The sequence below is a fragment of the Pseudanabaena sp. SR411 genome (assembly GCF_002251945.1).
Classification (GTDB): Bacteria; Cyanobacteriota; Cyanobacteriia; order Pseudanabaenales; family Pseudanabaenaceae; genus Pseudanabaena.
Window position 1 is genome coordinate 1 of the sequence record NZ_NDHW01000172.1, and the last position, 22,884, is coordinate 22,884.

Consider the following 22,884-nt stretch of genomic DNA (forward strand, 5'->3'; position numbering starts at 1 on the left):
ATGAACAGCAGCTTGCGGAAGGTGATTAAATCTCAACAGATTTTCCCCTCTGATGAAGCTGCTTTCAAGCTGGTCTATTTGGCAATGCGGAATATCTCGAAGAAGTGGACGATGCCGATTCGTGACTGGAAACCTGCTCTCAATCGCTTTGCCATCCTATTCGAGGATCGTCTCCACTTCTAGTTTCTAGACTTTACACATTTTTCTTGACAGTCTCTTCCATTGAGCACCAGCGCTCTTAATGCGCCGCCCAATTTGTTTAATCGAAGATTCGACAGCACCAGAGCCAATCGTCAGACCAAGGTGATGGAAGTAACTATATTCAGGATTCCGTAGACAATGGCTGCGTAAATAGTTGACAAAATTCACAGCCCGTTTAAATTTGCAACCCTCAAATAAAGCTATAGCTGACTCAACATCACCATCCCAGAGAAATTGTTCGGCATTTTCTAGTCGGCACATGGAACCACCAACGCCATGTAAATGCTCAACCAGATGATACCAATCAAGGATTTCAAAGCGTTGCTCTTTTGGAGCAATTTGTGAGAATAAATTCTAAATACCGTCTTGCCTGTGCCCCAGACAGGAGACAATCTCTGCTAAGTCCTGTTGCTGTACTCGCTCAATTAAGGCTTGATTTTCCTGAAAATAAGCTACTACTGCTTTTCCTTGCAAGGTAACAGATTTGTAATCTTTCCATTCACTTTTTTGTCCTTTGCCTGTTCACAATCTTACTTTGCCTCCGTCCAAGCTCATTTCTTCTACAGTATTCACTAGAGACTTGCGATTTAATAAAGCACCAAATATAAAACCAGAATCATTGGGGTGGCTCCGCCGCCCCAATGATTCTAGAAAATCTGGATTGGTATCTTATTTTTTAGCAAGCCCCCTAACTCTACTTTTGGAAAATCGTATCGCTGTGCGAGTCGCTGTTGGGTACTGTGGCTAACCACGATTCCTGTTAACTCCTTAACGTTTTTCTTTGCTCGTTTGTAGGACTTATTACGACTGCTGAGTAAGCAGCATTTTTCCATGTGCGGACTAAGCTGGGTTCTTGCTCTTACTTTTAGTTGTTTTGCTTGCTTGCTGGTGATTGTCAGATCACCAATACAACTCTTCAGGTGTCTCTCTTTTCCTGCTGTTGTGCCACTGCTTGTCTCGATAAAAAAACACCGATTTTCGGGCTAACATTTTCTAACATTTGCTTTCGTACTGCACGCGCGGAATGCGGGCACGAAAGTGTTGCCACACTTTTGCGAATTAAGAACCAAACCCAGTAAGGGTTTTAAAAGCACAAAATGGCGTAGCCATTTTGTGCTTTGGTATTAGAGAATATTTGAGATGATATCGAGAATAATATTTTTAATTGGATCAATCACAACCACATTGGAGCCAACGACAATAATATTCGTGTTAGCAGGTAAATTGACGTAGCTTACAACAGTTGTGGGAAGTAAAACTTTCTTAGCAATTCCGGGGGGTAGCCCTTTACCACGAGCTAGATTTTTCTGAATCCCTAGAGGCAAGGAACTGACTTGAGTAAAGATTTGCTGACGTAAACCGTCATTGATTAGATAGCTAGAGGTACTTGTACCACGGATAATCTCTACGATTTGAGTGCGTTGCAGTGAAGTCAAACTGACTGTCTGTACAGATGTCGTAGTTGTAGTTACAGTGTTTTTTGCAGGTTTCACTTTATTTGACTTTTTAGCTTCGACAGCACTGGTGATTAAAGTGCTGCTCCCCAAAGCTAGAATGCATAGTAATAGAGCGGTTTTTTGCTGCCATTTCATGATTGCTCGATCTCCATAGTTATTAAAATTATTTTCCCCTCCTCATCAGGTAGACCCATGATTTCTTAATTAGTTCCCTAAAAAACATGATTGGCAAAAAAAATTTGCGAGAGTATGCCATACAGATGCACACTCTCACAAAAAAAATTAATCTCCTCAAAAAACTTAAAAGCATTGCAAAGCAATGCTTTTAAGTTTTTTGAGGTTATGACTGCAACGCCAAGCGATGCATGATTGCTATATTGCTAAAATTGATAAAGCTGTCGCTTATGGTTAACAATGTTTCCTTTACATGATGATAATCCGACTCAAGATACTTCCATAGTTGTCTATGCGCTGATTTTAATCAATGTGTTGATTTTTGGATATCAAACTAGTTTGCCAAACTTTCAACTTGGTGAATGGCTAGACAATTGGGCTTTAGTTCCAAAGGAATTAATTGCTAACCCTTCAAAAGAAGCGATCGCTTTATTCTCATCACAATTTCTCCATGCCAGTATCTTCCATTTAGTTGGGAATATGTGGTTTCTCTATCTATTTGGGAACAATATCGAAGATCAACTTGGGCATTGGAAGTTTTTATTTTTCTACTTGCTTTGTGGAGTTGTGGCAGGACTGGTGCAAGTAATCACCGCTCCCATGTCGCTAGTGCCAATGGTGGGAGCGAGTGGTGCGATATCAGGCGTAATGGGTGCATATCTGGTCAGATTTCCGCGTGCAAGGATTTTGAGTCTAGTATTTTTAGGGATTTTTATAACTGCGATTCCCATTCCTGCGGCTGTGTTTTTAGGTTTATGGATTGCAGGACAAACTGTTTATGCAGCAATGGCAAATCCTAATTTACCAGGGGTGGCTTATTTCGCTCACGTTAGCGGTTTTGTAATCGGTGCGATCGCCATGCTTTTACTCTCAAGGCTTTCTAAAGATTCTAAAGAATAGTAACAACACGTAGGCTATGGGGTGAGAAAAGCAAAAAGTAAATATCAATAAAAATACGGTAACTTCATGGGAATACCGTATTTAGTAAGATACAATACTCTTCAACGTAATACAAATAAATCTACTGTTTGTCGATAGGGTATCTGATGATTTATCTTGCAAAGGCTACTGGGCTTACCTATAAGCGTCGAGAAATGCTGCCCCGCAGAACTAACTATCTCTGGAAAATTGAGTCTGGGGTGGTGCGATCGCTAACGTGGAATGAGGATGGTCAAGTAATTTGCTCAGGGTTATGGGCTGAGGGTGATCTCATTGGCAGTGAGTTGTCACAATTATTTCCTTACGAAATGGAATGCTTAACTGATGTGCAGCTAACCGAAATTCCGCGATCGCAGTGGGGAGATTATGTTGAGTCAATTATTCGCCGCAATCAAACCAGTGAGTTTTTGCTTAAGATTGCCCATAGTCGAGCTAAGGATGAAGCTTTAAGGTTGTTATTAGGTTGGTTAACAGAACGCTTTGGTGAAGAAGATCATCGGCTTGGCAAGTTAATCACTCTGCAATTAACGCATCAAGAACTAGCAGAATTAATCGGTTCTACTCGCGTTACGGTCACACGCATTATCAATGATCTTGAGAAGATGGGGTTCTTATCTCGTAAAGGACGCAAGCTCAGATTTTTGGCGGAGTCTAATGAGCAATGGCACTATGAGATTTAATAAAAGCCTCTATAGGCGTTTCAGAAAGGTCAAACATCATAACCAACTCAATCTCTTTAACCCGAAGAATTTCACACGCCTTAGACCTCCGAGGCTGAAATGCTCGCTAGTCAAGCATTTTAAGCATTACAGCCAGAATTCCTTCCCAAAACACCTATTGAGTCAAAAAATTAATTCACTACATTTTTTATGTCTAAGTACTTACCTCAATCTATATCTGAGTCAAAAGAAGTAACCTTAAAAAAAAATTTGGTAATTCTCTCTCTGCTTACTGCCTTTGGTTTATTAGCGATCGCTATAAGCACCTTGCCATTAATCACTTATTGGGACAGCATAATTCTCAAAAAAGTCCATAATTTGCAAAGCCTAGAACTAGATCAAATTGCGATCGCCTTGACCCAAACCGCTGGAGGTGTAGGTATCCTCGCCATTACTTCCTTGCTGAGTATGGGTTTAGTCTGGGGGAAGCAATGGCGATCGCTAGGCTATATCTGGCTAGTGATCATTGGCGGAGGCTTGATTACCTTTCTTGCAAAACTTCTCTTTCATCGCGCTCGTCCTGCTCTGTGGGTTTCCCCTTTGCCACAGCCAGACTTCTCTTTTCCTAGTGGTCACGCGATGCTGAGTATGAGTCTAGTGATGGCGATCTCAATTCTGATTCTTCAGAGACATTGGCGATTAATTTGGTTGTTTACAGGTGGATTTTGGTTTATGGCGATCGCTTGGACAAGGCTATATTTGGGTGTGCATTATCCTAGCGATATTCTGGGTGGCTGTTTATTGGCAATCTTTTCGGCGATCGCTGGTGGTTACTTAACTAAGGTGAATGCTAAGCTATAGCTAAATTCATCACGTTTGCTCACCTAAGTCTCAATCCTATGTTTACCGAAGTTCAAATCGAGAACTATAAGTCTATCCAAAGTCTCAAGATAAATTTGGGTCGGATTAATGTGTTCATTGGTGAGAATGGTTGTGGTAAAAGCAATATTTTAGAAGCGATCGCTTTAGCTGGTGCGGCGGCAGGTAACAAGTTAGATAATGAGTTTCTGGCTCCTAGAGGGATTAGAGTTACTGAGCCAGAATTTATGCGATCGGCTTTTGACAAGGGGAATCTTTCAAAAGAGATAAAAATAAGTTTAAAAAGAGACGAAAAAATCATTCTTAAATATATAATTCAGAATGATAACGCAGATTATTCTAAATGGAAGAATGTTCAAGACTTTAATAATTATACACAATTACCAGATAAATTTAAAGAAGACATTTGGGGGATATTTGTAGATTTTTTGGTGACTTATTCACACAACTCAACTTTACCAGCAAATAGCCTTTCGACTCTGATTACACCTGATGAGACTAATTTTTCAGCGGATAAAGATATAAATCAACTAATGACAAATCTATCGCATGGACTAGATTTAAAAGATTTTTTAATATATTCACCTGAGAACTCTTTGCTACGGACTTTTGTAGAAGAAGGGCAAATTCAGCCATTAGGCAATAAGGGAGAAGGACTACTTAAATTATTAAGGGTTTTAAGTAATACTCCAGAAAAAATTGACGAGATTAAACAAAAACTAGAACTAATAGATTGGTTTGATGATTTTAAATTACATCAAGATTCGGATATAGAAAGGACTATTCAAATTAAAGATCGATACTTAGATAAAGAATTACCTTACTTTAATCAAAGAAGTTCTAATGAAGGTTTTTTGTTTTTGATGTTTTATTTTGCATTGTTTGTCAGCGATGATACACCCAAATTTTTTGCGATTGACAATATCGAAAATGCACTAAATCCTAAGTTATGTACAAGACTAATTCAAGAGTTAGTAGAACTAGCTAAGAAACCTGATTATGATAAACAAGTTATATTTACAACTCATAATCCTGCGATCTTAGATGGATTAGATCTACATGATGATGAACAAAGACTTTTTACGATTTATCGCAACATTGACGGGCATACAAAAGCCAAACGAGTCTATGCACCTGAACCATTAGATGACGATGATCCTGTACCATTATCAGAAGCTTTTATGAATGGCTACATTGGAGGACTTCCTAATAATTTCTAATATGAATAATCCGAAGAATACATTTGCAGGAATTGCAGAAGGAATAACTGATCAGAAAGTAATTAATAATATCTTGGTAGGATATTTTAATAATCGTGATATTAATGTTAACTGGCTTCAGCCAGCAAGAGTTGGCAAAAGTGGTGGGCATGGAGAAGTCACAAACTATTGTCGCTCACGAAAATTTCAAGCAGTATTTGATCTTAATGAATATGTCATTATTCACATAGATACTGATATCTCTTCGGAATTGGGTATACCTCACCAAGATGAGAATGGTCAACTAATTTCAGCCGAACATTTAATTGAAGGAGTTATAGCTAAGTTTAAAGAAATAATTGGTGAAGATTTTTATGATCAGTATGCCGAAAAGATTATTTTTGCGATCGCAGTTCACAAGATAGAATGCTGGCTACTTCCTTTACATTGTCAAGAAGCAAGATCAGAAACTATTGGCTGTCAAAATATTTTAAGTAAAATTTTTCCTGAGATGAAGACAGAAAAAGACTATAAGCATTATCAGAAAATATCAATGGAATACTCTAATAATGAATCTTTACTCAAGCTTTCTCCAGAAAATCCCAGCTTAAAAGCCTTTATCGGTGAACTTACAAAAGTGAAAAATTGTAATTTCTGAAGAATCATAATTTAATAGAAGGAAGCAATTGATAGGTTTTGCTTTCGTAGAGGATATAAATGCCTAGCGCAATAAGGACAAAAGGCACGATCGCTTCACTGTATTGTGTAAGAAACTTAGCGATCGCAGGATGACTACTGATACTTTTGGCGGCATAACACCAAACTGTGATCAAAATCAAAAAAGTAGCGATCGTAATTGAGAGAGTAACGGCATTGCTACTCGCAAATAAAGGAATATAAATACCAATATTGTCGCCGCCATTGGCAAAAGTGACAGCCGCCACATGATAAGTCTGTGGCGCGATTAGAGTCGATTTACTCTGCTCAGAAATCGTACAAGTTTGTACAGTTACTTCTTCTTGTTTTTGGAATAAATCTTTAAGACCAATCGCGATTGGTAATAGCCCTAAAAGTCCAATCCATTTAGGGTCAATAATCAGACCACCTAAATACGCTGGTAAACTCGCCAAGAGAATTAGTCCAAAACCTAAGTATTGACCAATCAGAATATGACGCGGACGAAACTTATCATCAACTTGGGCAAAGAAAATTGTGAGAATGAGAATGTCATCGATATTTGTAGCAGTAAAAGCAGCAATTGCGATCGCCACAGTACCGATAATCCATTCCATATTTTTCCTCAAGCTAATAATCAGTAGGAGTATAGCAAAAATAGAGATGCCGAACTTCTCTCCATATTCACGGTTAATTAGCGTTGTTTGAGATGAGGTAAGAGGCTTATCACTAACTTGTGTTCGGCTAAGTTCGTGTTCATTTAGCTAAAGACTAGAATTAAAAAAACTTACCGTAAATATTGTTCCCTGTCCGACCTTGCTCTCTACCTTGATTTGTCCCTGATGACTTTCAGCGATCGCTTTGGCAATTGCTAATCCTAGCCCAGATCCACTGGTATAGAGATTACTAGATTTAGAACTAGACTTACTATTTTTTTGCGGTTGGTAACGATAGAAACGCTCAAAAATTTGAGATAGCTCTGCTTCAGGAATCCCCATCCCAGTATCTTGAACTTGAATTTGGATTTGATTTTGAGAAGTGATCAACTGCGCGGTAATTTGGACTTTCCCACCTGCGGGAGTATAAGAGATCGCATTACTGACGAGATTGGTAAACAAACGCCCTAGGTGATCACGATCACCTGACACCAACAGTTTTGGCTCCAAGCTAGGTAACTCCAAACTGATTTGTTTTTGTTGGGCGATCGTCTGTTGCTCTTCACCCACCTCACGCAAAATTTGCGATAAATTGCAAGGCTCACGTCTCTGATTAGTAATGCCACCATCATGTCTTGCTAAAAATAGCAAATCTTCGATTAATCTTCCTAACCGTCTAGTAATTCTCTCAATTGCTTCCAGTTGCGATCGCTGAAATTCTAGATCAGGACTAGGATCGGCAAGGGCAACTTGGACATTAGTTTGAATCACAGCAATGGGATTGCGAAGCTCATGGGAAGCATCGGCGGTGAACTGTTTTAAACGTTGGTAGGATTCGCGCACAGGTTCCATGGCGATCCCTGCTAACCACCAACCGCATAGTAAAACCACAAATACCATCAGCGTTGTGCCGATCGCCAAATCGAGAAACAACTGCTTAACGGGTTTCGTAACCTCAAACCAAGGATGACTAATTCGCAAATATCCCAAAAGTTTGTCATTAATCACAATTGGCTCAATCATCTGTCGCAATGGTTCTGCTTCTGACAAATGCACAGTGCGATAAAGTGGTTGTAAGATTCCTCTCTCTCGCTGTTGTAATGGCTCCGTATTCGCATTAGTCGTCCAGAGGATCTCTCCACTGGGGCTAAACCAGTCAATATCAATATGATCGGCATCGATCGCTTGAGCATTTGCCGAAAAGCTGCGACTAAAATCTGATTCTAAATCAATTAAGTTAGACCGAATCAGCGATCGCTCGATTACTTCTGCAACATGGTCAATGGTGTCGTCAATGCGATCGATTAAGGTTGACTGCACATATAGATAGAAGCCTGTCGCAAACACAATTAATAAAATTGCGGTGACAATCGCATACCACAGTGCTAAACGGCGGCGCATTGACTGAAAGACAGGATTAGGAGTGGCAATGGTCATGAGTAATTTAATAGCAAATCTGTGGCGCACGCTGTAAGTGCGCTACAGGGCTTAGGGTTTTAATATTCAAATTCTTCTAGAATCGTTACTAATCGATTTTGACAAGACTTGGGAATCAAGTCACTTAAAGGAATTTCACGATTACCACCACCGATCGCAATCATCGTTTCATTTAATACTTTAGTAACATCTGCTGCCTGAATCCCCTTTAGCAACATAGGATAGAACTTTTCAGCAAGTGGGCGATGCAAATGTGCGTCATTTAAGTACAAGTGCCATTTGGCGATGTCAATATAAACATCTTCGGCAATTATGGCAGCTAGTTGTTCGATACGTTCTGAGGTACTCATTTGTTTGGTAGTTAGTGATTTATAGCGATCGCTATTATGGAGATGGCGCAAAGTCCCACCTACATGATAGCGATCGCTATATCTGAATTACCCAAGATTAGGACAATATGACAAGTTAAATTACAGTAATTACCGATCAAACGAACCACAAGAAGAATTTTGAAAGCGTTGCGAAGCAACGCTTTCAAAATTCTTCTTGGTTTGGGTCTGAGCGCAAAGCGCTGTATGATCATTTGTGTTGCGAGATCGCAAATTTATGACTACGACTCCCCTCCCTCTCAAGCCAGAAATTGCTACAACAAACATTAGTAATGCGAGTAATGCTGTACTAAAAAATATTAGCTGGCAAACCTATCAAGCCATGCTTGCTGACATGGGCGATCGCCGTTCAGCACGTTTAAATTATGACCAAGGAGTTGTAGAAATTAGAATGCCGTCTGACCTACATGAAGCAATTAACCGTTTATTAGCGCGAATTGTTGGGGTTTTAGCCGAAGAACTAGATTTGCCATTAAAAGAATTTGGTTCAGTTACGCTCAACCGTCAAGACATCAACAAAGGCGTAGAGCCTGACTCTAGCTTTTATATTCAAAATAGCGATCGCATCCAAGGCACTAAAATCGATATCTCTGTAGATCCGCCCCCCGATTTAGTATTGGAAATTGATATTACTAATTCCAGTATGCGAAGTTTTGCAGTTTATCAACAATTAGGTATTCCTGAAATATGGCGCTATGCCAATGGAACCATAAAAGTTTATCAATTACACAATGGTCAATACCAAGAATGTGAATTTAGTGCTGCTTTTCCGATGATTTCTGGGGTTGTACTTGATCGCTTTTTACAAATGCTCAACACTGAAGACAGTATTAGCATTGTCCGTGCAGTACGGAAATGGCTCAAGGAAAGTAGTTAAATAATGAACTTATGACAAAAAGGCGCAAAACCTCCTGTCAAAAAGTAAACTTAACTCTCAATTAACACAGTTTTTTTGTATGAGCCAGCCAACAGCCCCCCAACCTTGGAGTCAGCGTTTCGAGACAGCGCTGCATCCTGCGATCGCGCGATTTAATGCCAGCATCAGTTTTGACATTAATTTAATTGAATATGACATCACAGGATCGCAAGCGCACTCGCGAATGTTGGCGAAAGTGGGGATCATTAGTGCCGAAGAAGGGGAAATGCTTGTTACTGGTTTAGAGCAAATCCGCCAAGAATATCGGTCTGGAAATTTTAACCCTGGGGTTGACGCTGAAGATGTGCATTTTGCGGTAGAGCGCCGATTGACTGAGTTGATCGGTGATGTTGGTAAAAAAGTGCATACTGCGCGATCGCGCAATGATCAAGTTGCTACCGATGTGCGTTTATATTTGCGTGACCAGATTCGCAAAATTCAAACGGATATCAGGACTTGGCAGCAAACTTTAGTGAATAAAGCTGAGCAGTATGTCGAAACTTTCATCCCTGGATATACCCATCTGCAACGCGCCCAGCCAATTAGCCTCGCCCATCATCTGCTTGCTTACTTTGAGATGGCGCAACGTGACTGGACAAGACTGGATGAAATCTATCAAAGAGTCAATGTTTGCCCCCTTGGTTCGGGCGCATTAGCGGGTACACCGCACCCCATCGATCGCCATTACACCGCCGAACTTTTAGATTTTGGTTCCGTAGGACGCAATAGCCTTGATGGTGTATCCGATCGCGACTTTGCCGTAGAATTTCTCTGCGCGGCAAGTTTGATCATGGTGCATCTCAGCCGTCTTTCTGAAGAAGTAATTCTTTGGTCATCGCAAGAGTTTAGTTTTGTGAAACTCAGCGATCGCGTCAGTACAGGCTCTAGCATTATGCCCCAAAAGAAAAATCCTGACGTTCCCGAATTGGTGCGTGGCAAAACAGGACGTGTATTTGGACATTTGCAAGGTTTACTGACAATTATCAAGGGCTTGCCTCTGGCTTACAACAAGGATATGCAAGAGGATAAGGAAGGTATCTTTGATGCAGTGGTCACAGTTCGGGCTTGTTTGGAAGCAATGACTATTTTGATCGACGAAGGGATTGAATTTCAGACTCAACGTCTTGCAGAAGCAGTTGCGGAGGACTTCTCTAATGCGACTGATGTTGCCGATTATCTCGCTTCTAAAGGAGTTCCTTTCCGTGAGGCATATCAACTGGTTGGCAAACTTGTGAAAACCTGTACTAGTGAAGGGATTTTACTCAAGGATTTGTCAGTAGAACGTTGGCAGACTTTTCATCCTCAGTTTGAGGCGGATATTGTTGAGGCGATCGCTCCTGCACAAGTCGTTAAGGTGCGTAATAGTTATGGTGGTACTGGCTTCGAGCAAGTCAGAATCCAAGTAGAAGCTGCCAAAAAACTTATTGCTTAAATCCAAAAATGAGTGTCAGCACGAAGTGCTGACACTCATTTTTGGATGCTTTTGCGTTAGCATAAGTTTAGTTAAATTTGCTAAATTTTCAATTTTCTATGCCCAAGTTATCAAAACCACCAGATCCTAACGATCCTGAATACCAAAACCTCGAACGCAGAGTTAACTTTTATCTACATCTTGCCATCTACTCGGCTTGTATGACCTGTATGTGGTTTATCCAGTCAATTACTGAGAAGGTCTGGATCTGGTCAATTTGGGTTGCCGTAATCTGGGGAATCCTCATCCTCGGTCATGGGATTTGGGTATTGACTCAAGAAAAACCGATCCAGAAAGCTTGAAATGGTAAAGCTATAGTAAATCTGTAGCTAGGAGTTTAATTTTTATAAAAATAGGGTTTATGAAGTGATACAGGATTATGGAGCTTTGATTGATGATTTGCAAAAACAGTTAGAAACATTGCAAATATCGATCACTCCACAGTCAGACCCCGCCTCTGAAATAGTCAAAGAATGGCGGCGATCGCTCGATGAAATTCAAAAGTTTTTTCAGTCAAAAATTATCAACACCAATTTAGAGATAACGCCCCAAAATTTATCTTTGCAAGTAGAAATTGATAAACAATTAAAAATGCTCAACGTGGATTTGAGCATGTTGCAAACTTCCCGCAGTCAAGCCACATGGCAAAAGCGACATCAACAAGCCTGCGATCGCTTTACTTTGTTAAATCGCTATGTTCAAATGCATTGAATTAAAGTACGCGTTAGTATTATCCTAGCAAAGCTTTTCAGAACTAGAATAGGATGATAGCGACAGTCAGCAAACATGCAAATATCTTTAGACAATCTGTTAGAAGAATTATCGGGAATTGAGACAATTACCAATCCTACACAAGTTGCAAAACTTTCAGAGGATTATGCTCACTTTAGTCCAGTTCTTGTTCCATTACTAGCTGGCAAAGTCGGCGATGTCGTAGTCCGTCCTAGCAACGAAAGCGAAGTACTGAGAATCGCTAAAACTTGCGTAAAATATCAAATTCCCTTGACAGTGCGCGGTAGTGGCACAGGTAACTATGGACAATGCACTCCCCTCAAAGGTGGAGTGATTCTAGAAACTTCGCGATTGCAAGAAATCAAATGGATTAAAGCAGGACTCGCATGTGTAGAAACAGGCGTAAAAATGGTGACTCTTGATAAAAAAGCTCAAGAAATTGGCTGGGAGTCGCGGATGGTTCCATCAACGGTACGAAGTGCAACTGTAGGCGGATTTATCGCAGGTGGTAGCGGCGGGATTGGCTCAGTTTTGTACGGGCAGTTGCGCGATCGCGGCAACTTGCGATCCGTGCGCGTCGTTACCCTCGAAGATGAACCAAGAGTCATTGAACTACGTGGTGATGATGTGCAGAAGGTTGCTCACGCCTATGGCACAAATGGCATCATTACCGAATTGGAAGTTCCATTAGCTCCTGCCTATGGCTGGGCTGAGTATGTTGTCAGTTTCGCTGATTTCATGACTGCGGCAAGATTTGGGCAAGCGCTGGGGAATAGTGATGGCATTATCAAAAAGATGATCAGTGTCCATGCTGCACCAATTTCTAATTATTTCACCGCTTTACAGAGTTATATTCCCACAGATTCTCATTGTGCTTTAGTGCTAGTTGCCGAAAGTGATCGCGAACCATTTAAAAGCCTGATCCAAGAATTTCAGGGTGAGATTTGCTATGAGAAAAGCGCTCAGGAAGCGAGTAAGGGGATTAGTCTAGTTGAGTTCTCATGGAATCACACTACTTTACATGCTCGTGCTGCTGATGCTTCCCTGACTTATCTCCAAAGTCTATTTCTGAACGATCCGAAATTGGCACTTGTGCAGCAAATGTATGAACATTTCGGTGACGAAGTGATGATGCATTTGGAATTTATCAAAGTAAATGGAGTCGTAATTCCTGCGGCGATTCAAGTGGTGCGCTTTACGACGGGTGATCGCCTGAATGAAATCATTGAATACCATGAGTCGCAGGGTGTATTTATTGCCAATCCCCATACCTATATTCTCGAGGATGGGGGCATGAAAACCATTGATTACGATCAGCTCAACTTCAAGCGTCAAGTCGATCCCTACGGTTTGATGAATCCCGATAAAATGAAAGGCTGGCAAATTAAATAATCACAGGTGACGCAAAGCGTCACCTGTGATCAGCGATCGCAAGCTAAACTATTTACATAACTTTACAAAGCGAATAGTCCATTAGCTATGACAGCAAACACTTTGCTTAGAGATAATCTCGATAACACATTTAAATCTGAGGCTGATCGGCGATCGCAAATTTTGCCTGCGGGGGGACAAGATCCCGATCTCTTTGATTGGCAAGAGGTATGGTATCCCGTCTTTTATATTGAAGACCTAGATAAAACTAAACCTGCCAAATTTACCTTGCTAGAACGCGATTTGGTGATTTGGTGGGATCGGCATACAAACTCATGGAAAGCCTTTGACGATCGCTGTCCCCATCGATTAGTCCCTCTATCAGAAGGAAGAATTGCGGAGGATGGCTTATTAGAATGTCCCTATCACGGTTGGGCTTTTAATGGTGATGGAAACTGCGATCGCATCCCTCAACAACCTGAAGGTGGACAAGCTCACACCTCAAAACGCGCTTGTGTAAAGTCTTTGCCCACTGCCGAGCGTCAAGGCTTACTATTTATTTACGCGGGCAAGCCCGAAAATGCCCCTCAAGTCAAAATTCCAATCATTGAACCGTTGGAATCTGAGAAATGGACTCTTTTCGGCACTTTCCGCGACTTACCCTACGATGCGATTACACTTTTAGAAAATGTCCTTGATGCGAGTCATCTTCCTTTTACTCATCACAAATCGGTAGGCAATCGCGCCAATGCTGCACCGATGGTTTTAGAAGTTCTCGAAAGTGATAAGCACGGTTTTACAGGAACTTGGGAAGAAGGTCCAAGGCGAGGCAAATTAGGAAGACAAGACACTACCTTCATCGCACCTTCGTTGATGTGGCATGATCTTACGTCTAAGCAATTTGGTCGCACGATCACGGCTGTCTATGCGACACCCACTCGCAAAGGTGAATGTCGCTTGTTTGCGAGATTTCCCTTCCAATTTAATTCCGCAATTCCCCGATTTTTTATTGGTATTACACCACGTTGGTATTCACACATTGGACAAAATGGCATCTTAGAAGATGACCAGATTTTTCTGCATTATCAAGAGCGTTATTTAGCCCAAGCTCTCGCTCAGCCAGAAATTGATGGCAATTATGCTAAGGCTTTCTATTTGGCAACAGCCGCCGACACCTATGTTTCGGAATTACGGAAATGGGTAAATCGGTATGAAGCCGATCCCTTTGTCGATCAGAGATTAGTTGCGCCTTTAGCAAAGGAAGTTCTCTTAGATCGCTATCATTCGCATACTTCTAAATGTGCAAGTTGCAGTCAAGCTTTGCGAAATGTCCGCAAGATAAAAACAATCAGTCTGGCGATCGCGGCGATCGCATGGACAGCCACACCATTACTCAGTTATATTGTTGCCCCAGCTAATTTAACCTTGATTTTGCTTGGTTCTAGTACGGCGGCGATCGCAATCACCGTATGGCTAATTTGCAATAAACTAGAGCGTAAATTTATTTACGGACAAGAAACACCTTTACGCAATTTATAGATAAAGCGCGTTGCACCTTAATATAAATGAGGTCGCTTAGCGACCTCATTTATTGTGTTTAGAAAAAAACTATGATCAAGCTCTATGGTGGCGCAAGAAGTCGCGCCTCAATCGTCAGATGGTATCTCGAAGAGTTGCAAGCTCCCTATGAGTTTCAATTACTAGATATGAAAGTAGGTGAGCATTTACAGCCTGCATTCTTAGAAATTAATCCCTTTGGAAAAGTCCCTGCGATTGATGATGAGGGCTTTATCGTCTGGGAATCAGGTGCGATTATGCTCTATCTGGCTGAAAAATTTGACCAATTGAAGACGTTACAAGAAAGAGCGATCGCATCTCAATGGGTCTTATTTGCGAACTCGACACTGGGGACTGGACTCTTTGTTGCCGAAAGTCGCGAGAAAGAAACGCCCCGTTTACTGGGCAGCTTAAACAAGGTTCTCGAAAATCAGGATTATATTACTGGCGAAAATTTCACGGTGTCGGATGTTGCCGTAGGTTCAATTTTGGGCTATGCGATCATGATGCTGCAAATGTCCTATGCTGACTATCCTGCGATCGATGCTTACATGAAGCGAATTAGCGATCGCCCCGCTTACAAAAAAGCAATTTTAGGTATTTCATAAAAAAACAAAAAAAGAAGGGGCGCATTGCGCCCCTTCTTTTTTTATGGAAAGTTAGCTAGCCGAACCAAGTCCAACATAGGAACCATAAAAGAAAAGACCAACAACAACTAGTACACCAGTACCAGCAACAGTTGCGACTAACCAAAGCGGAATACGTCCATTTTGAAGCATGAATGAAACCTCCAGATAAAAATTGTTTTTATGAAATGAAGTGCAAATGAGTTGGAGAATTTAGAGATTATTCAAGAAATAGAATCTTTTCTAACTAATCCCTAAGCCACACTAGTTAAAGAAATAGCTGGAAAAAAGTAGCACAGTTACGAAAATGAGCAGTAGTCCCAAGAAGAGAGAAGTACGGTTCAACTCTACAGGTTGGCTGTTAGGATTTTTAGGAGCCATAGGTAGGTAAAAGGAGAAAGGTTAAAGGTAAAGGTAAAAAGTTTTGTTTTTTAAGAAAGCAAAACTGGAATGAATTTCGATTAGCGGCTGATGAATTGCATTGCAGCGATCGCGCCGATGAAGAACACGGTAGGAACCCCTAAACCGTGAACAGCCAGCCAACGGAAAGTAAATACAGGATATTGAATGGGTTGGTTAGGGTTGTTGCTTGCCATAGTTGTTTAAGTAGTGGATGCGTTGATTGAGTGCGTTAATGGGGAGTCGTTAATTTAGCGCTTGAGTTGATGGCTGCAAAACTAACGAAATATTGTGGATCTAAGCGCTATTTACCCATTTGGATATCTTTGGAGGGATTGTAGCGATCGGTTACCAGAGGAGCGGTCTGACGATCTTGACCATAGTATTCGTTGGGGCGTGGTGTGCCAAATACGTCATAAGCTAAGCCTGTGCTTACAAATAGCCAACCTGCCAAAAATAAAGCGGGAATTGTAAGGCTGTGGATTAGCCAATAACGAACGCTAGTAATAATGTCGGAAAATGGGCGTTCTCCAGTAGTACCTGCCATAACAGTCCTCTAAATGTGTGATGTTTAAAATCTTTATCTTAAATAATAATTTACTATTGTACATACTTGCCATCGCAAACATAAAACCCCCAGAGATTAAGTGAGTACGTTTTGCACTCCCTCGTAATCTAAAAGCAACTGTTTCATGAAAATTCGCAAAATTAGTAACCATGAGCGCCTTGAAATTCTCAAGGGGGATTTGTATGCATATTCACGCTGGACTAATCAAGATTTGCCACGATCGCATTTAACAGCGATCAATCCTGAAGAGGTGTTAGCGGCAGAGATCGACGGCAAAATTGTGGCGGCGTTGCAATGTTTTAGCTTTCAGCAGTCGGTGCGCGGTAGTCTCAAGGCGATGGGAGGCATCGGTGGTGTATGGACATATCCTGAATATCGCAACCAAGGCTGTGTCAAGGCTCTGATGAAAAGTGCCTTTTTAGAAATGCGGATGCAAGGGATCTGCGTAAGTATGCTTACGCCCTTTAAAGAAAGTTTTTATGAGTCACTGGACTATGCGATCGCTAATGCCACCAATGAAGTCAATATTCCTGTTTCGTCTTTATCGAAATATTTAAAACTACCGAATGCAGCTAACTTAACCTGCGATCGCTTTGCCGCGACAGAAGCAAAGGATATTTTGGCAAATTTCCTCTACGAAAACCTGCGATCGCAAACACTGCTGCCCCATAGTCATGGGCTGGCAATTACTAATTTTACCTACGATCAATGGTGGCATCTACATCGCCAAAAACTCTGTGTAGTAATCAAACGCGATCGCCAACCCGTAGCCATAGCTATCTATGCGATCGATAGCAGTGGAAATCTGCCAATGCGCGATCGCCAGATTGAAATTTCATCGATATTCTGGACAGATATCGAATCACGAGATCGCTTATTAAACTTCTTTGCTAGTCATCGTGATCAGATTCATAGCTTGAAAATACCTTTACCACTGGGCGCAAATGTGCATACATGGTTCAGTAATGTAGGACGTTTAGACTCAACCATTACTGATCCTTGGATGGTCAGAGTGATCGATATTGTCGGTGCTTTGCATGGGTTGCCGATCGCCTCTGAGCCATTTACCTTTGCCCTCAGTGATCCCTATTGCAATTGGAATGATGGTGTATTTGGAGTGAATGGCGATCGCGGTCAGCTTACAGTTAAACGCTATAGTAATGGCGATATAGCAGATCTTGCGATCAACTTTAAAGCAACGATCGCAGGTATTTCCGCTTTGATTTATGGGACTCAAGTGATCGGTGATCTTGTACATCAACAATGGATTACTGAAATCACACCCGAAACCTGTGAGCGATTAGAAAAATGCTTTACACCATGTCTGATTTATAATCCTTTTAAGTTCTAACCATGCCCAAGAAAATATCCTGTGGATATTTTCTTGGGTAAACAGCAAAAGCATGAAAGAAAAACTCACTCGCAGTCAAGAACGAGTGCTACATCTCCTTCAACATCACGATCGCGCCATATCCGCGCAGGATATTCATTCGGAGTTACGTAATAGTGAAAACAGTGTGGGTCTGGCTACGGTTTATCGATCTCTAGATACTCTCAAGCTACAAGGCTTAATCAAAGCGCTAACCTTGCCCAATGGCGAAACTGTTTATAGTGTTACTCCCGCCGATAAACACCACCTTAATTGTCTCAATTGTGGGAAGTCTTTACCCATTGACTGTTGCCCTATCCACGATCTGGGTAATCAATTAGCAAAAAAGCATACTTTTCAAATTTACTATCACACACTTGAATTTTTTGGATTGTGTAGTGAATGTCAACAGGAACCTCAATAAAACCCAAAATTGAGCGGGTTTTGCCTACCCAACTTTGGGTTTTATTGGATTAGTTAATTGGTGAAATATGACTACTGTACTTGTCCCACTATTTGAAGGCTTTGAAGAAATCGAAGCAATCACGATTATCGATGTGTTACGTCGTGCTGGAGTTGAAGTGACTACCTCAAGCTTAACTACGCAAACTGTGATCGGCGCTCATGCGATCGCCATTATTGCCGATACACTTCTCGATCAAGTCGATGCGAGTCAATTTGATGCGATCGTCCTTGCTGGTGGTGCAGGTACGTTTCGGATGAGAGAAGATCCACGCATTGCCAAAATGTTAATCGCCCATGCCGCTGCAAATAAATTGCTCGCCGCCATCTGTGCTGCACCCACTGTTCTTTCTGATGCAGGTTTACTCAAGGAAAAACGCGCTACATCCTTTCCATCAGTCAAAGATCAGATGCAAGTCGCAGAATATTTGACAATTCCTGTGGTCGTCGATGGCAATGTGGTGACAAGTCGTGGAGCAGGAACAGCGATGGCGTTTGCGTTGAAATTAGTTGAGATCTTAAAAGGTGAGGCGATCGCCAATAAACTTGCAGCAGATATGATTGTGTCTTAGAAATTTCATTGTAGTTTTCCAATATAATCACGGATTACAGGCGTAAAAATTTTCACTACTTGTTGATAGACTTCTCTTTTAAACCTAACAATCGAATCAAGAGTCTTATCGATCGCCATAAACTGCACCACCCGAAACTCGCGATCGTGGATATCTAATTGGCAATCAGAGGCAGGATGATTCCAATAAAAAGCAAACCAACGCTGTCTTTGACCACAATAGTTAGCCCATTTGCCTGATAGCTTTAGGGTCGGGGGGAAATCATAATAGAGCCATTCAGGATGCACATAGGCTAAGACAGCATCATTAATGCCAACTTCTTCATACAGTTCTCGCAAAGCTGCGGCTTGGGGATCTTCACCATCATCAATTCCACCCTGTGGAAATTGCCATGAATCAGGCACGCCGATACGTTCACCGACCAGCACCTCACCTTTGCGATTAAAAACAATAATCCCCACATTTGGGCGATAGGATTTTTCTGGTGTCATAGATTTTCACGTAAACAAAGCAAAAGCATAGCACCGTCGCTAATTATCATCAAAAAGAGAAAATCCTCGCGCTCAGTGCGAGGATTTTCTCTTACAGCGCTTTGCGCTCAAATCCAAGTGTTGCTTTGCAATACTTAGATCATCTGTGAGGCTTAGCCCTAAACTAAGACTCGCTCCAACTTAGCCACAGGCTCTGATATCTCTGGTTTGATCTGCGATCGTTTAGGAGTTTGTAAACCGACCATTTCCGCATTGCTTGCTCCTGGGGGAACCATCGGATAACAGTTTTCATCGCGCTTGACGCGGAAATCCGCAAACACAGGACCATCATAGGCAAGAATCTCGGCAACCGCAGATTGCAAATCTCTTGGTTCAATTACCTTAACACCTTTAATCCCATAGGCTTCAGCAAGCTTTACAAAATCGGGCATACCCACTTCCATATTGGAAGAAGCGTAGTTCTGATCATAAAAGCTTTCTTGCCACTGGCGCACCATACCTTGCCAGCCATTGTTCACAACGATCACTTTGATATTGATCCCATATTGCGCCAGAGTACCAAGCTCTTGAATATTCATCTGAATACTGGCATCACCGCTAATACAGATCACCTGATCATCGGGGAGAGCTACCTTTGCACCCATCGCCGCAGGCATTCCATAGCCCATCGTGCCAAGTCCTGCGCTCGAAATCCACTTACGGGGTCCAGTTTTGATCAACTGAGCTGCCCACATTTGGTGCTGTCCGACATCGGTGGTGAAGCAAGCATTGGGAGCTTGCTTACCAAATTCATAGATTACTTGCTGGGGCGACAAAACATTGTCATAGGCTGGCACTTCAAGGGGATAGTCGGATTTCCACTCATCCAGTTGCACCAACCAATCTTTGGTTTGAATATTTTCTTCGTAGCTAGTTGCCTCAATCAGAGCCTGTAGGACTTCTTTCACGTCACCGACAATTGGCACATCAGGCTTGCGATTTTTGCCGACTTCCGCAGGATCGATATCAATATGAATAACTTTGGCTTCAGGTGCAAACTTGTCCAGGCGACCCGTCACGCGATCGTCAAATCTTGCCCCAACCGCAATCAATAGATCACAGCCCTGTACCGCAAAGTTAGCATATGCTGTGCCATGCATCCCCAACATACCGAGGGAAAGATTACTATTCTCGTCATACGCACCTTTACCCATTAGGGTTGTGGTTACAGGTAACTGGAAGCGTTTGGCAAACTCGGCAAGCTCAGCATGAGCGTCAGCAAGCACTGTACCACCACCTGCATAGAGCAGTGGGCGTTTGGCTTCACGGATTAAAGCGATCGCCGCCGCAATTTGATGCAGATGTCCCTTGACCTTGGGCTGATAGCCAGGCAAATCAATCTGTACATCGGGATTATATTCAAAAGCTTTCTGAGCAATATCCTTAGGAATATCTACTAACACAGGACCTGGACGACCAGTGCCAGCAATATGAAAAGCTTCAGCCATGATCCGCGCAATATCTTCGGGTCTGCGAATTACATAGGAATGCTTAACTATGGGGAGCGTAATCCCCCAAATATCTGTTTCTTGAAAGGCATCCGTACCGATCGCATAGGAAGGAACTTGCCCCGTGATTACCACCATCGGGATCGAGTCCATTTGGGCTGTCGCAATACCAGTCACCAAATTGGTTGCCCCAGGACCTGAAGTCGCCACACATACTCCCACTTGTCCAGTAGCACGGGCATATCCATCGGCAGCATGGACGGCTCCCTGCTCATGACGCACGAGATAATGCTTAAGCTCTCCTCTTGCCTCAGACTTATAGATTTCATCGTACACTGGCAGGATTGCTCCACCAGGGTAACCAAAGATATGTTTTACACCCTGTCGTCTCACGCTGTCGATGAGAGCAAATGCACCCGTTGTTCGCAAAGTAGCCTCCTCTAGACTCATACTGATCTTGTTCGCGATCTACAGCGCTATGCGATCAAACGAACCACAAGAAATTTTTTAAAGCGTTGCTTCGCAACACTTTAAAAAAATTTCTTGTGGTTCGTTTGATCTGTCATTACTGTAAGCAAAACTTATTTTTGAAGCATTTTCAGATACTTTTTTGCTTTTTAGGGCTGCGCCGTAACATAAGGAACCAATTTCTGATGGCGCGGCGAAGCTGCGCCATCAGAAATCTGGTTCTTTATTAAATTGAACAACCCTTACTACGAACAAGTAGTTTGTAGCAAGTACCTTAAGTTGATAATTTGTAGCAATTGTATCGATAATAACATAGACAAGCTGCCCCAAAGCTGCTAGGAACGATGTCTTGATTTCCCAAAATTTTTGGGAAAAAGCCTAGTCCACCTCAAAGTTTAATTAACGTGAGTTCGGGATAAGCTACAAAATTTTAAAAGCCAAAACAGTAAAAGCCTCGCTTTGCGAGGCTTTTACTGTTTTGGCTCCTAGAAAGGGTTCGCGCCGCGAACCCTTTCTAGGAGCCAGTTTGAAATTAACCCGAACTGATGTTAATTATTAATTTAGCCATAGACAACCCCAAAAGGGGAGTTGCGACGCTTCGCGTCGCAACTCCCCTTTTGGGGTTGGGTTCTAACAAAATGTGCAAAATATTAACAAACATGTAATGTTTGCCCCACGAAAGAGATCTTTAAGCTACAAAATACCGACAAGTCCCATTTGAAAATATAATGACTTCGTGTTCTTCTGTCATATAGCGTCCATATAACTTCTCATGAGTGCAAATTCAGACAAAGATATTCCCGTTAATATCTACCGACCTGCCAATCCCTTTACGGCAAAATGTATTTCCAATGATGTCTTGGTTAGACCAGGTGCGGTTGGTGATACTCGCCACGTAAAGATTGATATTTCTGGAGGCGATCTTCGCTACTTAGAAGGTCAAAGTATTGGTGTCGTCCCCCCCGGTGAAGACAAAAATGGTAAACCTAATAAACTTCGCCTCTACTCGATCGCCTCAACCCGCCTCGGTGATGATCTTGATGGTAAAACTCTATCTTTGAGCGTCAAGCGTCTAGAGTATCAAAACGAAGCAGGTGAAACTGTTAAAGGTGTATGTTCTAACTTCCTAACCGATCTTAAACCTGGTGATGAAGTCAAGCTGACTGGACCAGTTGGCAAAGAAATGTTGTTGCCTGATGATCCTAATGCCACAGTCATCATGATTGCTACAGGTACAGGTATCGCACCTTTCCGTGCCTTTTTATGGCGGATGTTCAAAGAAAAGCATGAAGATTATAAATTCAATGGTTTAGCTTGGCTGTTCTTTGGCGTACCAACTGACACAACAGTTTTGTACAAGCCAGACCTTGAATGGCTAGCTTACAAACACAAGCGGAACTTCCGCTATGATGTGGCGATTAGCCGCGAGCAGAAGAATGCTAAGGGTGAAAAGATGTACATCCAAAATCGCATGGCTGAATATGCGGATGAGTTGTGGGAAGTAATGCAAAAGCCAACTACCCATACCTATATGTGCGGCTTGCGCGGTATGGAAGACGGAATTTCTGAGTTTATGACTAAGACGGCTGAGAAAAATGGTGCTGTTTGGAAGGATTTTGAAAAGCAAATGAAGCGTGACGGTCGTTGGCACGTTGAAACTTACTAAAAACTAACTAAAAAAATAGAGGCTCGCTGTGCGAGCCTCTATTTTTTTAGCTTTTAAAACACAC

26 protein-coding genes and 2 pseudogenes are annotated in these 22,884 nt (G+C 41.9%); 17 read left to right on the forward strand and 11 right to left on the reverse strand.

What is annotated here, in order from left to right:
- Window positions 1-183: pseudogene (locus B9G53_RS17810) on the forward strand (IS256 family transposase); the annotation flags it as partial.
- A 3-nt stretch (window positions 184-186) separates the two neighbouring features.
- Here B9G53_RS17810 and B9G53_RS17815 read toward each other — a convergent pair.
- Together B9G53_RS17815 and B9G53_RS17820 are read right to left on the reverse strand one after the other, a co-directional pair.
- Window positions 187-462 (reverse strand): hypothetical protein, encoded by a 276-nt coding sequence (locus B9G53_RS17815; protein WP_094534697.1) that lies wholly within the window; start codon window positions 460-462, stop codon window positions 187-189.
- A gap of 863 nt (window positions 463-1,325) precedes the next feature.
- Entirely contained in the window at window positions 1,326-1,793 is a 468-nt protein-coding gene (locus B9G53_RS17820) for a hypothetical protein (RefSeq protein WP_094534699.1), read from the reverse strand.
- Window positions 1,794-2,072: 279 nt separating this feature from the next.
- On the opposite strand from B9G53_RS17820, the gene B9G53_RS17825 reads away from it, so the two are divergent.
- From B9G53_RS17825 to B9G53_RS17845, 5 genes are all read left to right on the forward strand, one after another.
- Entirely contained in the window at window positions 2,073-2,732 is a 660-nt protein-coding gene (locus tag B9G53_RS17825; RefSeq protein ID WP_094534701.1) for a rhomboid family intramembrane serine protease, read from the forward strand.
- Window positions 2,733-2,878: 146 nt separating this feature from the next.
- Window positions 2,879-3,451, forward strand: a complete 573-nt coding sequence (locus B9G53_RS17830; protein WP_094534703.1) for a Crp/Fnr family transcriptional regulator — start codon at window positions 2,879-2,881, stop codon at window positions 3,449-3,451.
- A 189-nt stretch (window positions 3,452-3,640) separates the two neighbouring features.
- Window positions 3,641-4,291, forward strand: a complete 651-nt coding sequence (locus tag B9G53_RS17835) for a phosphatase PAP2 family protein (RefSeq protein WP_094534705.1) — start codon at window positions 3,641-3,643, stop codon at window positions 4,289-4,291.
- A 38-nt stretch (window positions 4,292-4,329) separates the two neighbouring features.
- A complete protein-coding gene (locus B9G53_RS17840; RefSeq protein ID WP_094534707.1) occupies window positions 4,330-5,529 on the forward strand; it encodes an AAA family ATPase in 1,200 nt (399 codons plus the stop codon).
- A 1-nt stretch (window position 5,530) separates the two neighbouring features.
- Complete coding sequence (locus B9G53_RS17845) at window positions 5,531-6,166, forward strand: hypothetical protein (RefSeq protein WP_094534709.1); 636 nt, start codon at window positions 5,531-5,533, stop codon at window positions 6,164-6,166.
- 4 nt (window positions 6,167-6,170) lie between these two features.
- On the opposite strand, the gene B9G53_RS17850 is transcribed toward B9G53_RS17845, so the two are convergent.
- The 3 genes from B9G53_RS17850 to B9G53_RS17860 all read right to left on the reverse strand — a co-directional run bounded on the left by B9G53_RS17850 (window position 6,171) and on the right by B9G53_RS17860 (window position 8,626).
- The gene (locus B9G53_RS17850) at window positions 6,171-6,800 is read right to left on the reverse strand and encodes a cadmium resistance transporter (protein WP_094534711.1); all 630 of its coding nucleotides are present in this window, start codon (window positions 6,798-6,800) and stop codon (window positions 6,171-6,173) included.
- Between the two features lie 147 nt (window positions 6,801-6,947).
- On the reverse strand, window positions 6,948-8,276 hold the full coding sequence (locus B9G53_RS17855; protein ID WP_094534713.1) for a cell wall metabolism sensor histidine kinase WalK: 1,329 nt from the start codon (window positions 8,274-8,276) through the stop codon (window positions 6,948-6,950).
- A gap of 59 nt (window positions 8,277-8,335) precedes the next feature.
- Window positions 8,336-8,626, reverse strand: coding sequence for a DUF3181 family protein (locus B9G53_RS17860; protein WP_094534753.1), 291 nt, complete (start codon window positions 8,624-8,626; stop codon window positions 8,336-8,338).
- A gap of 256 nt (window positions 8,627-8,882) precedes the next feature.
- Between B9G53_RS17860 and B9G53_RS17865 the strand changes: the two genes are divergently transcribed.
- From B9G53_RS17865 to B9G53_RS17895, 7 genes are all read left to right on the forward strand, one after another.
- Window positions 8,883-9,542, forward strand: a complete 660-nt coding sequence (locus B9G53_RS17865) for a Uma2 family endonuclease (RefSeq protein WP_094534755.1) — start codon at window positions 8,883-8,885, stop codon at window positions 9,540-9,542.
- A gap of 79 nt (window positions 9,543-9,621) precedes the next feature.
- Complete coding sequence (gene argH, locus B9G53_RS17870; protein WP_094534715.1) at window positions 9,622-11,013, forward strand: argininosuccinate lyase; 1,392 nt, start codon at window positions 9,622-9,624, stop codon at window positions 11,011-11,013.
- 98 nt (window positions 11,014-11,111) lie between these two features.
- Window positions 11,112-11,354, forward strand: a complete 243-nt coding sequence (locus B9G53_RS17875; protein WP_094534717.1) for a 2TM domain-containing protein — start codon at window positions 11,112-11,114, stop codon at window positions 11,352-11,354.
- A 64-nt stretch (window positions 11,355-11,418) separates the two neighbouring features.
- Window positions 11,419-11,763, forward strand: a complete 345-nt coding sequence (gene patD / locus B9G53_RS17880; protein ID WP_094534720.1) for a heterocyst frequency control protein PatD — start codon at window positions 11,419-11,421, stop codon at window positions 11,761-11,763.
- 75 nt (window positions 11,764-11,838) lie between these two features.
- Window positions 11,839-13,176, forward strand: a complete 1,338-nt coding sequence (locus tag B9G53_RS17885; RefSeq protein ID WP_094534722.1) for an FAD-binding oxidoreductase — start codon at window positions 11,839-11,841, stop codon at window positions 13,174-13,176.
- A gap of 87 nt (window positions 13,177-13,263) precedes the next feature.
- Entirely contained in the window at window positions 13,264-14,694 is a 1,431-nt protein-coding gene (locus B9G53_RS17890) for a Rieske 2Fe-2S domain-containing protein (RefSeq protein ID WP_094534724.1), read from the forward strand.
- 71 nt (window positions 14,695-14,765) lie between these two features.
- Entirely contained in the window at window positions 14,766-15,320 is a 555-nt protein-coding gene (locus B9G53_RS17895) for a glutathione S-transferase family protein (protein WP_094534726.1), read from the forward strand.
- A gap of 51 nt (window positions 15,321-15,371) precedes the next feature.
- On the opposite strand, the gene B9G53_RS17900 is transcribed toward B9G53_RS17895, so the two are convergent.
- The 4 genes from B9G53_RS17900 to psbE form a co-directional block, all read right to left on the reverse strand.
- Window positions 15,372-15,491 carry a photosystem II reaction center protein J gene (locus tag B9G53_RS17900; RefSeq protein WP_009625496.1) on the reverse strand — a complete coding sequence of 40 codons (120 nt, stop codon included), beginning with the start codon at window positions 15,489-15,491 and terminating at the stop codon, window positions 15,372-15,374.
- A 111-nt stretch (window positions 15,492-15,602) separates the two neighbouring features.
- A complete protein-coding gene (locus tag B9G53_RS17905; RefSeq protein WP_071590099.1) occupies window positions 15,603-15,719 on the reverse strand; it encodes a photosystem II reaction center protein L in 117 nt (38 codons plus the stop codon).
- Between the two features lie 80 nt (window positions 15,720-15,799).
- Window positions 15,800-15,934, reverse strand: a complete 135-nt coding sequence (psbF, locus tag B9G53_RS17910; RefSeq protein WP_094534729.1) for a cytochrome b559 subunit beta — start codon at window positions 15,932-15,934, stop codon at window positions 15,800-15,802.
- 107 nt (window positions 15,935-16,041) lie between these two features.
- Window positions 16,042-16,284, reverse strand: coding sequence for a cytochrome b559 subunit alpha (gene psbE / locus B9G53_RS17915; protein ID WP_094534731.1), 243 nt, complete (start codon window positions 16,282-16,284; stop codon window positions 16,042-16,044).
- Between the two features lie 145 nt (window positions 16,285-16,429).
- On the opposite strand from psbE, the gene eis reads away from it, so the two are divergent.
- The 3 genes from eis (at window position 16,430) to B9G53_RS17930 (ending at window position 18,708) form a co-directional block, all read left to right on the forward strand.
- Window positions 16,430-17,656 (forward strand): enhanced intracellular survival protein Eis, encoded by a 1,227-nt coding sequence (gene eis / locus B9G53_RS17920; RefSeq protein ID WP_094534733.1) that lies wholly within the window; start codon window positions 16,430-16,432, stop codon window positions 17,654-17,656.
- Window positions 17,657-17,708: 52 nt separating this feature from the next.
- On the forward strand, window positions 17,709-18,098 hold the full coding sequence (locus B9G53_RS17925) for a Fur family transcriptional regulator (RefSeq protein WP_094534735.1): 390 nt from the start codon (window positions 17,709-17,711) through the stop codon (window positions 18,096-18,098).
- 67 nt (window positions 18,099-18,165) lie between these two features.
- Complete coding sequence (locus B9G53_RS17930) at window positions 18,166-18,708, forward strand: DJ-1 family glyoxalase III (protein WP_094534737.1); 543 nt, start codon at window positions 18,166-18,168, stop codon at window positions 18,706-18,708.
- Window positions 18,709-18,713: 5 nt separating this feature from the next.
- Here the strand turns inward: B9G53_RS17930 and B9G53_RS17935 are convergent, their stop codons facing one another.
- Complete coding sequence (locus B9G53_RS17935) at window positions 18,714-19,199, reverse strand: RNA pyrophosphohydrolase (protein WP_094534739.1); 486 nt, start codon at window positions 19,197-19,199, stop codon at window positions 18,714-18,716.
- Between the two features lie 158 nt (window positions 19,200-19,357).
- The gene (gene ilvB / locus B9G53_RS17940; protein WP_094534741.1) at window positions 19,358-21,136 is read right to left on the reverse strand and encodes a biosynthetic-type acetolactate synthase large subunit; all 1,779 of its coding nucleotides are present in this window, start codon (window positions 21,134-21,136) and stop codon (window positions 19,358-19,360) included.
- Window positions 21,137-21,947: 811 nt separating this feature from the next.
- Between ilvB and B9G53_RS17945 the strand changes: the two are divergent.
- A pseudogene (locus tag B9G53_RS17945) lies at window positions 21,948-22,820 on the forward strand (FAD-binding oxidoreductase); the annotation flags it as partial.
- Window positions 22,821-22,884 lie beyond the last annotated feature (64 nt).